The sequence below is a fragment of the Pseudomonas sp. R32 genome (assembly GCF_009866705.1).
In the GTDB taxonomy this organism is placed as follows: Bacteria; Pseudomonadota; Gammaproteobacteria; order Pseudomonadales; family Pseudomonadaceae; genus Aquipseudomonas; species Aquipseudomonas donghuensis.
On sequence record NZ_CP019396.1, the window covers coordinates 4,378,581 to 4,392,351 of the forward strand.

The 13,771-nt window shown below is 63.6% G+C and carries 9 protein-coding genes; 3 read left to right on the forward strand and 6 right to left on the reverse strand.

Features of this window, described 5'->3' with window-relative positions; genetic code table 11:
* Positions 1-44 precede the first annotated feature (44 nt).
* Complete coding sequence (gene metE / locus PspR32_RS20245; protein ID WP_159389078.1) at positions 45-2,354, reverse strand: 5-methyltetrahydropteroyltriglutamate--homocysteine S-methyltransferase; 2,310 nt, start codon at positions 2,352-2,354, stop codon at positions 45-47.
* Positions 2,355-2,464: 110 nt separating this feature from the next.
* Between metE and metR the strand changes: the two genes are divergently transcribed.
* Positions 2,465-3,382 (forward strand): transcriptional regulator MetR, encoded by a 918-nt coding sequence (metR, locus tag PspR32_RS20250; protein WP_010221014.1) that lies wholly within the window; start codon positions 2,465-2,467, stop codon positions 3,380-3,382.
* A 3-nt stretch (positions 3,383-3,385) separates the two neighbouring features.
* Here metR and PspR32_RS20255 read toward each other — a convergent pair whose 3' ends face one another.
* Together PspR32_RS20255 and PspR32_RS20260 are read right to left on the reverse strand one after the other, a co-directional pair.
* A complete protein-coding gene (locus PspR32_RS20255) occupies positions 3,386-4,024 on the reverse strand; it encodes a LysE family translocator (protein ID WP_010221013.1) in 639 nt (212 codons plus the stop codon).
* A gap of 22 nt (positions 4,025-4,046) precedes the next feature.
* Positions 4,047-4,460, reverse strand: a complete 414-nt coding sequence (locus tag PspR32_RS20260) for an NUDIX hydrolase (protein WP_010221012.1) — start codon at positions 4,458-4,460, stop codon at positions 4,047-4,049.
* 227 nt (positions 4,461-4,687) lie between these two features.
* Here PspR32_RS20260 and PspR32_RS20265 point away from each other — a divergent pair, with 227 nt between their 5' ends.
* Entirely contained in the window at positions 4,688-8,989 is a 4,302-nt protein-coding gene (locus tag PspR32_RS20265; protein WP_159389079.1) for a DEAD/DEAH box helicase, read from the forward strand.
* Positions 8,990-9,078: 89 nt separating this feature from the next.
* The gene (locus PspR32_RS20270) at positions 9,079-10,698 is read left to right on the forward strand and encodes an FMN-binding glutamate synthase family protein (RefSeq protein ID WP_036996665.1); all 1,620 of its coding nucleotides are present in this window, start codon (positions 9,079-9,081) and stop codon (positions 10,696-10,698) included.
* Between the two features lie 14 nt (positions 10,699-10,712).
* Here the strand turns inward: PspR32_RS20270 and PspR32_RS20275 are convergent, their stop codons facing one another.
* The 3 genes from PspR32_RS20275 to PspR32_RS20285 are packed head-to-tail and all read right to left on the reverse strand — an operon-like array spanning position 10,713 to position 13,562.
* Positions 10,713-12,239 carry a glucosyltransferase domain-containing protein gene (locus PspR32_RS20275; protein ID WP_232531765.1) on the reverse strand — a complete coding sequence of 509 codons (1,527 nt, stop codon included), beginning with the start codon at positions 12,237-12,239 and terminating at the stop codon, positions 10,713-10,715.
* A complete protein-coding gene (locus PspR32_RS20280; protein WP_010221007.1) occupies positions 12,226-13,191 on the reverse strand; it encodes a glycosyltransferase family 2 protein in 966 nt (321 codons plus the stop codon). Before PspR32_RS20280 ends, PspR32_RS20275 begins: the two co-directional genes overlap by 14 nt.
* Positions 13,188-13,562 (reverse strand): GtrA family protein, encoded by a 375-nt coding sequence (locus tag PspR32_RS20285; protein ID WP_100782826.1) that lies wholly within the window; start codon positions 13,560-13,562, stop codon positions 13,188-13,190. Before PspR32_RS20285 ends, PspR32_RS20280 begins: the two co-directional genes overlap by 4 nt.
* Between the last annotated feature and the right edge of the window lie 209 nt (positions 13,563-13,771).

Here is a 13,771-nt window from a genome sequence, read left to right on the forward strand (position 1 = left end):
TCTCTAACTGCAACGGCGAGCCAGAGGGCTCGCCGTTGCGTCTCTCACGCCAGCTCGCTGCGCAATTGCCGCGCCGCCGCCACCATGTTCACCAGCGCAGCTTCCGTCTCCGGCCAGGCGCGGGTCTTCAAGCCGCAGTCCGGGTTGACCCACAGGCGCTCGGCCGGGATACGCTTGACCGCCTTGCTCATCAGCTTGACCATCTCGCCGGTGTCCGGTACCCGTGGCGAGTGAATGTCGTAGACGCCCGGACCGATGTCGTTGGGGTAGTCGAAGGCTTCGAAGGCGTCCAGCAGCTCCATGTCCGAACGCGAAGTCTCGATGGTGATCACGTCGGCGTCCATGGCCGCGATGGCCTCGATCACGTCGTTGAACTCGCTGTAGCACATGTGGGTGTGGATCTGGGTTTCGTCACGTACACCGCTTGAGCACAGGCGGAACGCTTCCACAGCCCAGTCCAGGTACGCCTGCCATTGCGCCCGGCGCAGCGGCAGGCCTTCACGGAACGCCGCTTCGTCGATCTGCACGATCTTGATGCCGGCCGCTTCCAGGTCCTGGACTTCGTCGCGGATGGCCAAGGCCAATTGCTCGGCCTGGACCTTGCGCGACACATCTTCACGCGGGAAGGACCACATCAGCATGGTCACCGGGCCGGTCAGCATGCCTTTCATGACTTTGCTGGTCAGGCCCTGGGCGTATTCGATCCAGGCCACAGTCATCGCCTGCGGGCGGCTCAGGTCACCGTAGATGATCGCCGGTTTCACGCAGCGCGAACCATAGCTCTGGACCCAGCCAAAGCGGGTGAAGGCGTAACCGTCCAGTTGCTCGGCAAAGTACTCGACCATGTCGTTGCGCTCGGCTTCGCCGTGCACCAGCACGTCCAGGCCCAGGCGCTCCTGCACCTGCACGGCATGACGGATCTCGCTGTGCATGGCATCGGTGTAGTCGTTGGCCGAGAGTTTGCCCTGCTTGTAGGCCTGACGCGCCAGGCGAATCGCCGAGGTCTGTGGGAAAGAGCCAATGGTGGTGGTCGGGAACGCCGGCAGTTGCAGGCGCTGGCGCTGGGCTTCGATCCGCTGGGCAAAGGCTGACTGGCGCTGGCTGTCGGCGGCGGTCACGGCGGCCAGACGGGCCTGGACCTGCGGCTTGTGAATGCGCGGCGACTCAACACGGCTCTGCTGTACTGCGCGGCTGTTGCTCAGGGCGTTTTGCACCTGCGGCAGGTGCGGGGTATCCAGGGCCTTGGCCAGCACGGCGATTTCCTCGCACTTCTGTACTGCGAAAGCTAGCCAGTTTTTGAGCTCGGCATCGAGCTTGTCTTCACGGGACAGGTCCACCGGACTGTGCAACAGCGAGCAGGAACCGGCTACCCAAAGGTTGGCACCAAAGCGTTGCTGGGCTTGCTGCAGTTGCTCCAGGGCCTTGTCCAGGTCGCAGCGCCAGACGTTGCGGCCGTTGACCACGCCCAGCGACAGCACTTTATAGGTCGGCAGGCGATCAAGCACCGCTGGCAGTTGCTCTGCTGCGCGCACCAGGTCGATATGCAGGCCATCCACCGGCAGGCCGACGGCCAGGCCGAGGTTGTCTTCCAGGCCGCTGAAGTAGGTGGCAACCAGCTTCTTCAGGGGTGAGTACTGGAGGATGTGATAGGCCCGCTCGAAGGCATTCTTCCATTCCTGCGGCAGGTCCAGGCCAAGGATCGGCTCATCGATCTGCACCCACTCCACGCCCTGGCGGGACAGGCGGCTGAGGATTTCACCATAGACCGGCAACAGGCGCTCGAGCAGGTCGAGCTTGTCGAACTCGCCGCCCTTGGCCTTGCCCAGCCACAGGTAGGTCAGCGGGCCGATCAGCACCGGCTTGACCGCGTGGCCGAGGGCCTGGGCTTCGGCAACTTCTTCGAACAGCTGCTCCCAACTGAGCAAAAAGCGCTGGTCGGCGCTGAATTCCGGGACCAGGTAGTGGTAGTTGGTATCGAACCACTTGGTCAGCTCTTGCGCATATTGCGTCTGGCCGTGGCTGGCGCCGCAGCAGGTACTGGCACCGCGCGCCATGGCGAACAAGGTGTCGAGGGTCGGCAGGCCATTGGCGCCCGTGACCTGGGCAAAGCGCTCGGGGATCGCCCCGAAGGTCAGCGAGTGGGTCAGTACCTGGTCGTACCAGGCAAAATCGCCGACCGGCAGCAGCTCGATCCCGGCGTCCTTCTGCAACTGCCAGTGGCGGGCGCGCAGTTCGCGGCCAACAGCCTCCAGGCCAGCCTGGTCGAGATCGCCTTTCCAGTAGGCTTCTTGCGCTTTTTTCAGTTCGCGGTCAGCGCCGATGCGCGGGAAACCAAGGTTGTGGGCCAATGCCATGAGAAAACGTCCTCCCTGTAAAAGATGACGCTATTGTCGACAGCCAGAGCAACATGAGACAAACTCAATAAATTCGTGTTCATCTCAAAGTTTATTCATGGAGCCCCCCGGTGCTGGAAATTCGCCACCTGAAAACCCTGCACGCCCTGCGCGAAGCCGACAGCCTGGTCGAGGCCGCCGAGCGCCTGCACCTGACCCAGTCGGCGCTGTCCCATCAGTTCAAGGAGCTGGAAGAACGCCTGGGCATGCCGCTGTTCATGCGCAAGACCAAGCCAATCCGCTTCACCAGCGCCGGGCTGCGCCTGCTGCAACTGGCCGATGCCACCCTGCCGCTGCTGCGCGGCGCCGAGCGCGACATCGCGCGCCTGGCCGGTGGTACCGCCGGGCGCCTGCACATGGCCATCGAATGCCACAGCTGCTTCCAGTGGCTGATGCCGACCATCGACCAGTTCCGCGATGCCTGGCCGGAAGTCGAGCTGGACCTGGCCTCGGGCTTTGCCTTTGCGCCGTTGCCAGCCCTGGCCCGCGGGGACCTGGACCTGGTGGTGACCTCCGACCCGCTGGAGCTCAGCGGCATCACCTACGTGCCGCTGTTCACCTACGAAGCCATGCTCGCCGTGGCCAACCAGCACCCCCTGGCCCAGAAGCCGTACATGGTGCCGCAGGACCTGGCCACGGAAACACTGATCACCTACCCGGTGGAGCGCGACCGCCTGGACATCTTCACCCGCTTCCTGGAGCCGGCCGACGTGGAGCCGGCGCAGGTGCGCACGGCGGAGCTGACGGTGATGATGATGCAACTGGTGGCCAGCGGTCGCGGGGTCTGCGGCATGCCGCACTGGGCCCTGCACGAGTACAGCTCACGCGGCTACGTGAAGGCCAAGCGCCTGGGTGAAAAGGGCCTGTTTGCCACGCTGTACGCGGCAGTGCGCAGCGACATGCTCGATGCGCCGTACATGCGCGACTTTTTGCTGACCGCCAAGGACACCTCGTTCTCCACCCTCGACGGCGTCAGCGCAGTACGGTGAGCCTCACGCGACCCGGCGTTGCTCCTGCACCAGGCGCAGCGCCAGGCCAGCCAGGACGAAGCCCATGACGTAACGCTGCAGCATCAACCACAGCGGATAACGCACGAACCAGCCGGCAATGCCGGCGGCGAACAGGGCGATCAGCAAGTTGACCGAGAAGCTCACGGCGATCTGGGTCAGGCCCAGGGCCAGGCTCTGCGCCAGTACCGAACCGTTTTCCGGCGAGATGAACTGCGGCAGCACCGAAAGGTAGAACACCGCCACCTTGGGGTTCAGTACGCTGGTCAGAAAGCCCATCAGCACCAGCTTGCGCGGGGAGTCCGGGGCCAGTTCACGGGGCTCGAACGGCGAGCGGGCACCGGGCTTGACTGCCTGCCAGGCCAGCCACATCAAGTAGCCGGCACCGGCCCACTTGAGCAGGTCGTAGGCCAGCGGCACGGCCATGAACAAGGCGGTCAGGCCAATGGCTGCGGCGCTCATGTGCACCAGAAAACCGCCCACCACGCCGAGCAACGAGGTTACCCCGGCCGTACGGCCCTGGCAGATCGAACGGGAAATCAAATAAATCATGTTCGGCCCCGGGGTCAGGACCATCAACAGCGCGGCGCCGATAAACAGCAACCATTCGTGAGTAGGGATCATCGGCATTCCTTTGCAAGTGGGATCAGACAGGGGTTGTAGTTAACTGCCGGTACAGGGGCAGAATCAAGTCCCGTGTGAGCGGGGCCAGCTCAAGGGTCAACGGCTTGCGTGCCGACACCCACACCACCTCTTCGATTTCAGCGGCAGGCTCGACCGGCATGGCGGAGTGCACCTTGAAAAGGTCGGCCTGGACGACAAAACCCGGCTCGTTGGCCGCCGGGGCACTGAACTGGCCGAGAAACTCGGCGTCCTGCGGCTCGATCGCCAGGCCCAGCTCTTCGAACAGCTCGCGAGCCAGGGCATTGACCGGCTGCTCGTCGGCCTCGATCTTGCCCCCAGGCTGCATGAACGCCTGGGTGCCGCGCTTGCGCACCAACAGGGTACGGCCTTGCGGGTCGAGCAGAAGGGCGGCGGCGATGCGAATGGTTTTGCTCATGGGACGCTCATGGACGGGAAAGCGCGCAAGGATCACATGTTGGCGAGGGCCTTTCAATGTTGGAGCGGGCTTGCCCCGCGATCAGGTTGGCCTGTGCGACTGCATCGTGGGGCAAGCCCGCTCCAACAGAGGTGGTGCATTCCGCTCCCACTCCAGCCAGCTGTTCCCACACGCCAGTCTGACGAACGCCCCTTGCAACCCCGCATCAATGGCCGCATAAACAGCCCATGAACCTCCCCGCCCGCAAGCACCCGGAACTGGACGCTTTCCACCCCGCGGTCCGCACCTGGTTCCAGCGCCAGTTCCCGACGGTAACCGCCGCCCAGGCCCGGGCCTGGCCGTTGATTCGCAGCGGGCAATCCTTGCTGGTCGCAGCGCCTACCGGTTCAGGCAAGACCCTGACGGCCTTCCTGGCGATCCTCGACGAGCTGTTCGAACAGGGCCTGGCCAGTGGAAATCTGCCGGACCAGACCCAGGTGGTCTACGTCTCGCCGCTCAAAGCGCTGTCCAATGATATCCAGATCAACCTGCAGGCGCCGTTGGCCGGAATCAACGCGGTCCTGACCGAACAAGGCCACGCGTCGCTGGAAATCTGCACGGCGGTGCGCAGCGGTGATACCCCGCAGAAAGAACGCACGGCCATGCGCCGCCAGGCGCCGCACATTCTGGTCACCACCCCCGAATCGCTGTATGTGTTGCTCGGCTCGACCTCCGGGCGCCTGGGCCTGGCCAGCGTGCACACGGTGATCGTCGACGAGATCCATGCCCTGGCCGGCAACAAGCGCGGCAGTCACCTGGCCCTGAGCCTGGAGCGCCTTGAGGCACTGTGCAAGCGGCCACTGCGGCGCATCGGCCTGTCAGCCACGCAACGCCCGGTTGAGCGGGTGGCACAGTTTCTGGTGGGCCAGGCGCGCGACTGCGCCATCGTCGATATCGGCCATGCCCGCCCCCGCGACCTGGGCCTGGAAGTGCCGCCGGTGCCGCTCGGGGCGGTGATGGCCAGCGATGTCTGGGAGCGGGTTTACGACCGCTTGGCGGCCCTGGCCCGCGAGCATCGCACCACGTTGGTGTTCGTCAACACCCGGCGCCTGGCCGAGCGCCTGACCCGTCATTTGAGCGAACGCCTGGGCCGTGACGCAGTGGCCGCGCACCACGGCAGCATGGCCAAGGAACACCGCCTGGACGCCGAGCAACGACTCAAGCGCGGTGAGCTCCAGGTACTGGTGGCCACGGCCTCGCTGGAGCTGGGCATCGATATCGGTGAAATCGAGCTGGTCTGCCAGATCGGCTCGCCCGGCTCGATTGCCGCGTTTTTGCAAAGGGTCGGGCGCTCCGGACATCAGCTCGAAGGCACCCCCAAAGGCCGGCTGTTCCCGCTGTCGCGCGATGACCTGATCGAATGCGCAGCCCTGCTCGACTGCGTGCGCCGCGGCGAGCTGGACCACTTGCATGTGCCGAAAGCCCCGCTGGACGTATTGGCGCAACAGATCGTCGCCGAAGTCAGCAGCCAGGAGTGGCACGAGCAAGCGTTGTTCGACTGCCTGCGTCGGGCCATGCCCTATGCCGAACTGGATCAAGGCCATTACCAGGCGCTGTTGCGCATGCTCGGCGAAGGCTTCAATGGCCGCCAGGGCATCCGCAGTGCCTATCTGCACCGCGATGCGCTCAATGGCACCCTGCGCGGGCGCCGTGGCAGCCAACTGACGGCATTGACCAGCGGCGGCACCATCCCCGATAACGCCGACTACAGCGTGCTGCTCGAACCTCAGGGCCTGAACATCGGCAGCGTCAACGAAGACTTCGCGGTAGAAAGCATCGCTGGCGATATCTTCCAGCTGGGCAATGCCTCCTACCGCATCCTGCGGGTGGAAAGCGGCCGGGTGCGGGTCGAGGACGCCAAGGGCCTGCCGCCGAGCATCCCGTTCTGGCTCGGCGAAGCGCCGGGGCGCAGTGATGAGCTGTCCGCGGGCGTTGCACGCCTGCAAGGCGAGATCGACCAGCGCCTGAGCGATACCGATGGCCAGCGGCAACCGCTGCTCGACTGGCTCACTGCAGAATTGGGCCTGGGCCTGGACAGCGCCGAACAGCTGCTTGAATACCTGGCCCACACCCGCCAGGTGCTCGGCGCCCTGCCCTCGCAGCAAACCCTGGTGATGGAGCGCTTTTTCGACGAATCCGGCGGCACCCAGCTGATCATCCATTCACCGTTCGGCAGCCGCATCAACCGCGCCTGGGGCCTGGCCCTGCGCAAGCGTTTCTGCCGTACCTTCAACTTCGAACTGCAGGCTGCGGCCAGTGAAGACGCGATTGTCCTGTCGCTGTCGGCCAGCCACAGTTTTGCCCTGGAAGAGGTCTGGCGGTACCTGCACAGCAACAGCGCCGAGCCGATCCTGATCCAGGCCCTGCTCGATGCGCCGCTGTTCGGCGTGCGCTGGCGCTGGAACGCCGGCACCGCACTGGCCCTGCCGCGCTTTGTCGGCGGGCGCAAGGTGGCGCCGCAGATCCAGCGGATGAAAAGCGAAGACCTGATTGCCGCAGTGTTCCCCGACCAGATCGCCTGCCTGGAAAACCTCGCCGGCGAACGGCAGATTCCCGATCACCCACTGGTCGAGCAGACCCTCGACGACTGCTTGCACGAGGCGATGGACAGCGAAGGCTGGCTGGCGCTGCTGCGGCGTATCGAGCAAGGCCGGATCACCCTGGTTGCCCGTGACCTGCCGGCCCCCTCGCCGCTGGCTTCGGCCATTCTCAACGCCCGGCCCTATACCTTTCTGGATGATGCACCGCTGGAAGAACGGCGCACCCAGGCCGTGCTCAACCGGCGCTGGAACGAGGCACAGAGCAGCGATGACCTGGGCGCACTGGACCCGCAAGCCATCGCCGCCGTGCAAGCCGAAGCCTGGCCCACACCCACCCGCGGCGATGAAATGCATGAAGCCTTGATGAGCCTGGCCTGTATCAGCCAGGTCGAAGCCGAGGCCAATCACGGCTGGCAGGCCTGGCTGGCGGCGCTGGCCAAGGAAGGCCGCGCCTGCCGCCTGCAACTGGCCAGCGATCAAGCATTGTGGCTGGCCCGCGAACGCCTGGTGCTGCTGCGCACCCTGTACCCGCAGGCGGCCCTGACACCCGAGGTCGCGGCGCTGCCCGGCTTTGATCAAACCATGGACGCCGAGGCGGCGCTGGTCGAGCTGCTGCGCGCGCGCCTGAGCGGTTTCGGCCCGCTGACCAGCGAGCAGATTGCCGCCCCGCTGCACCTGTCAGCCAGCGCCATCGAGCAAGCCCTGGCCCGCCTGGAAGGCGAAGGCTACGTGATGCGCGGGTACTTTCAGCCGAGCCAGCAGCCGGGCCAGCAAGCGCTGCAATGGTGCGAGCGGCACCTGCTGGCGCGCATTCATCGCTACACCATCAAGCGCCTGCGCCGGGAAATCGAGCCGGTCAGCCTGCAGGACTTCATGCGCTTTCTGTTCGACTGGCAGCACCTGTCGCCCACCGCTCGCCTGCAAGGCCAGGCGGCGCTGAGTGCCGTGCTCGACCAGTTCGAAGGCTATCCCGCGGCTGCAGCGGCCTGGGAAAGCGACCTGCTGCCCACCCGGCTCAAGGACTACAGCCCGCGCTGGCTCGACGAAGCCTGCCGCGCCGGTAAATACGCCTGGGCGCGCCTGGCCCCGAGTGCCGCGAGCAGCACGCTGCGCAGCACGCCGCTGGTGCTGTTGCCACGTACCCGCCTGGGCTTGTGGCGCGCCCTGAGCCCGGCGCTGGACAGCAGCGAGCTAAGCCTGCGTGCCCAGCGCGTGCACAGCGTGCTGAGCGAATACGGCGCCTTGTTCTTCGACGAACTGGTGCACGACGCCCACTTGCTGCCCAGCGAACTGGAAAGCGCCCTGCAGGAGCTGGTGGCCGCCGGGTTGATCAGCGCCGACAGCTTCGCTGGCCTGCGCGCCCTGATCACCCCGGCCAGCAAACGCCAGGGCCGCAGCCATCGACGCGGTCGCGGGCCGTTGTTTGGCGGCATGCAAGACGCCGGGCGCTGGGCCCTGCTGCGCAAGCCCGGGGACAAGCGTGACGACGACCTCGAACACATTGCCCGCACCTTGTTGCGCCGCTACGGTGTGATCTGCTGGCGCTTGCTCGAACGCGAGGCCGACTGGCTGCCCAGCTGGCGCGAGCTGCTGCGCTGCTACCACCGCCTGGAGGCCCGTGGCGAGATCCGTGGCGGGCGCTTTATCAGCGGCCTGGCCGGCGAGCAGTTCGCCTTGCCCGAGGCCGTGGCGCTGCTGCGTGAAGTACGCCGGCGGCCGCTGGATGCCAGCCTGGTCGCGGTCAGCGCCAGCGACCCGCTGAACCTGGTCGGCACCCTGCTGCCAGGCAACAAGGTACCCGCCGTCAGTGGCAATCGCCTGCTCTATCTGGACGGTGTGCCGGTCGCGACACTGATTGCCGGCAAGGTTCAGTTCAGCGGCGACGATGAACGGGCGCAGCACGGGGAGTGGCGCGACCGCCTGATCCGCGATGCCGCCCTGGTGACGTGAGCTGCGGGCTGGCGCTGGCAACCCCAACCGGGCTAAGGTCGGGGTTTGTCCAGGCCCTGAGCCTGACCGTGCCATCGCAAGGAAACCGTATGAGCCTGTCACTTCTCAGCCGCTACGCCTTCTTCGCTGCCTGTGTGCTGTTCACCCTGGCCAGCCTGCCCTTCCTCCACCACGAATGGCTGTGGCCGTTCACCCTGGTGACCGCCGTGCTCAGCCTGATTGGCCTGGGCGACCTGCTGCAAAGCCGTCACGCGGTACGGCGCAACTACCCGATCCTGGGCAACATTCGCTACCTGGTCGAAGGCATTCGCCCGGAAATCCGCCAATACCTGCTGGAAGCCGATAGCGATGCCCTGCCGTTTTCCCGGGCACAGCGCTCACTGGTGTATGCGCGGGCCAAGAACGAAGCATCGGACAAACCCTTCGGCACCCTGATCGATGTCTATCAGTCCGGTTTCGAGTTCATCGGCCACTCCATGCGCCCGGCGCCGCTGAGCGACCCGTCGAGCTTTCGGGTGAGCGTCGGCGGCCCGCAGTGCACACAGCCATACTCGGCGTCGGTGTTCAACATCTCGGCCATGAGCTTCGGTTCGCTCAGCGCCAATGCCATTCGCGCCCTGAACCAGGGCGCCAAGCTGGGCAACTTCGCTCACGACACCGGTGAGGGCAGCATCAGCCCCTATCACCGCGAACACGGCGGCGACCTGACCTGGGAGCTGGGCAGCGGCTACTTCGGCTGCCGCACCTCGGACGGGCGCTTTGACCCCGAGCGCTTCGCCGAACAAGCGCGCAACCCGCAGGTGCGGATGATCGAGATCAAGATGAGCCAGGGCGCCAAACCCGGCCATGGCGGCATCCTGCCCAAGCACAAGGTCACCCGCGAGATCGCCGAAACCCGCGGGGTGATGATGGGTGAAGACTGCATCTCGCCGTCGCGTCACAGCGCCTTTTCCACCCCGATCGAGATGATGCAGTTCATCGCCCAGTTGCGCGAGCTGTCCGGCGGCAAGCCGGTGGGCTTCAAGTTCTGCCTCGGTCACCCGTGGGAGTTCATGGGTATTGCCAAGGCCATGCTGGAAACCGGCATCCTCCCCGACTTCATCGTCGTCGACGGCAAGGAAGGCGGCACCGGTGCCGCGCCGGTCGAGTTCACCGACCATATCGGCGTGCCGCTGCGCGAAGGCCTGCTGTTCGTGCACAACACCCTGGTGGGTCTGAATTTGCGCGACAAGATCAAGCTTGGCGCCAGCGGCAAGATCGTCAGCGCCTTCGACATCGCCAGCGTCCTGGCCATCGGCGCCGACTGGGCCAACTCGGCGCGTGGCTTCATGTTTGCCATCGGCTGCATCCAGTCGCAAAGCTGCCACACCAACAAATGCCCGACCGGCGTCGCCACCCAGGACCCGCTGCGCCAGCGCGCCCTGGTGGTACCCGACAAGGCCCAGCGGGTGCTCAACTTCCACCACAACACCCTCAAGGCCCTGGCCGAAATGCTCGCCGCCGCCGGCCTCGATCACCCCTCGCAACTGGAAGCCAAGCACCTGGTGCGGCGCATCTCGGCCACCGAGATCAAGCTGTTCTCGCAGATGCACGTGTTCCTCAAACCGGGGGAATTGCTCAGCGGCGAGGTCAATGGCGAATTCTATTCGCGGATGTGGCAGATGGCCCGGGCGGACAGTTTCGAGCCACAGGAGGTGGCTGCGGCCTGAGGACCGGCAATGCGCTAGGGGACAGCGGGCCAGTGCTGATTGTAGTTTTCATCTTCCTGTATGGGCTTCATGACAATGAAGCCCTGCGCACCGGCCACGTAGATCGAATAAAACCTGTTGTCCACCAACGGTGCCCCCACGCGTCCTGACGCCGCCAGTTGAGCAAAGACCGAATGCTCACCGCCGATGACATTGTTGATCCCCAAGCGCGGGAAAAATTGAGCGTGCAACACTGAGTTGGAGCCACTCAGAATGTATCTCAGGAGCGGCATTTGGGTCATGGCGCCGTGACCTCTAGGCAACCAGTTACCGTCACCGGGCGCCCTCAGGTAGTAGTACTTGGTTACGCTGCGTAGCTCACTTCGCGATACCAGGTCATTGGCAATGTAATGCGCCATGGCTGACTCGAGCTCTTTCTTGGCAATGATGACCTGACCGTAGGCATAGCTGAATGCAAACATGAACAGCGTTGGCATGATCAACAACCAGCGCAATCCCGGCCAGACCCGCCCAAACAACTCGTGATTGAGAAAAAACAGCAACACCAGGACTGCCGCAAAGCCGATGAAGTTTCTGGCCTCAAGGTTGGGCTCGGCGACAAACAGCATCATGCCCGGCACGCTGCAGACCAGCACCACCAGGCCGAGCAGGTAAAGCAGTGCAACACCAAGCTTGCCTGATAGCCGCCCTTGCATCTGAGGGATATTGCTCATCAGCAAAACAAACCCGGCACTTGCGCCCAGTAGCAGGGCAACCGCGACTCCATTGCCGGCAGACGCTGTCAGCAAGCCCAGCATCTGCATGGAGAAGCAGAACTTCTGCCACACCACTTCGAACCACTGCTGATCAAAAGGCAGGTGGTTGCCCCGCGTATCGATAGCCAGTTGGTAAGCGGTAAAAAAATAGATGAGGCCGCCGACTATCAATTGCACGACACGCTCCACGAGCGTCACCAGCAATGCCTGGACCGCAACCTTGTCTTTTACGCCACGGACATACTCGACAATACACAAGCCGATAAACAGGCTGATGGTCAACTGATAGAGGCTCAGCGCGACGGCAATCAACAGGGCCGCCAGCAACCCGCGAACAGAGCGCCGCTCAATCCGGCAGGTGATTGCACAAATGACCGCGACCAGCGCCAGCGCCATCCCTGGACCATCATATTGGTAGGTCAGGTTGCCGAGGAAAAACGGGTTGCATAACACCGGCAGGATCACCAGGCAGCTGGTAATCCCGGGACGCGGAAACAGCCAGAAGGTCAGGCGCGCCATCGCCAAGGCCAGGGCAAAAACGCTGATCAACAAGGGCAGCGGGAAAATATTGATCGTTGCCTCGCTGAAGGTCAGCGCCCGGTACAGACCCTCAAGCAAGATCCTGCCTTGGTTGCGCCAGGCGTCCTGAGCCTGGAGCAATGCCCGCCAATTATCATCCACATAGGCATAATCGGCGCGAACAATGGGGAACACGTAAACAAAGGACAGAACGACAAAAAACAACAGCACGTGGCTCTGACTTAACGCCCGCTCATTCCCCTGCACGCTTGGTCTCCTTTCGATAGGTCGTGACATTGGCCTTCACGATCTCTTTCACCACGTAGCGGGGCCGATGTTTGGCCTCCATGTAAATTCGGCCGATGTATTCCCCCAATATGCCGATGCCGATCAGTTGCACCCCGCCGAGGAACAGAATGGCTGTCATCAAGGACGGATACCCGGGCACATCATTGCCAAACAGGATCTTGTCCAGCACCAGGTAACCGGCATACAGCAACGCCAGCAACGAGATGCACGCGCCGAGGTAACTCCACAGGCGCAAGGGCAAGGTGCTGAACGAGGTAATGCCGTCCAGCGCCAGGTTCCATAGCCGCCAAGCGTTGAACTTGCTGCGGCCCACAGCCCTCGGCGCACGGTCGTATTCAACAATGGCAACGTTGAACCCTGCCCACGACAGCACGCCCTTCATGAACAGTTGCTGTTCTGGCAGGGTCTTGATTACGTCCACCACCTTGCGGTCCATCAAGCGGAAATCGCCGACGTTTTCTTCTATATGGGTATAGGCGATGCGATTGAGCAGGCGATAGAACAGCGAGGCACTGCGGCGTTTCAGGTAACCATCGCTGGAGCGATCCCGGCGTTTGGCCAATACCACATCAGCGCCCTTGCACCATTGCTCGATCAGTTGCGATATCACTTCAACCGGATCTTGCAGGTCGACATCCATGGGTACCACGGCATCGCCGCTGGCATATTCCAGGCCGGCGAACAGGGCCGGTTCCTTGCCGAAGTTACGCGAGAAGTTGATCAACACCACGTCACTGTCGGCCAGGGCGATGGAGCGGGCGACTTCAGCCGTGCCGTCGCTGCTGCCATCGTTGATGAACACGATTTCGATGCAGTGGGCTTGCAACGAGGTCTCCTGACGCACCGCCTGGTAAAACAGGCTGACGGCCTGCTCTTCGTTGAACACTGGCACGATCAGTGAAACCTTCATGGCTCGGACCTGTGAAAGACCACCCACTTGGACAGCAAGAAGCCGCAGGTCAGGCTGATCAGGGAAAAGCTCACGACTGTGATCATCCCGTGCAGCCGCCAGTGGTCGCCCAGCCACCCCACTGCCAGGCTGACACCTCCCAGGCAGGACATGAACAACAGATAGCGCCCGATCGAGGGCGGGACGACGAAGGTGTAGAGGGCATTGACGTAAAAGGACAGCGTCGCCGCCACGCAAAACGCCAGAAAATTACTCAAGGCCTGGCTGAACTCGAACGCTACCCTGAGCACGAAAAAAAGCTGCCAATGGACCAGGGTATTGGCAATACCGATCACGGCATAGGTGGAAAATCCTTTCCATACGTTGGCCATTGCGCGTCGCGCCTCGATGGCTGTTGCGGCTGAATCCAAGCAGGCCACGTAAGCCGAAATTCGTCTACTACCCAAACTGACAGGTACGGGTGATTTTCGATCAACGGTCTGCCGCGCAACGGGCGAATAGAGACATTCAGTAATAAGCCCCCTTTGCAATTGCCAACGATTACCGCCACCCTGCCCCCCGCCCGAGGTGCGGCGCGAGC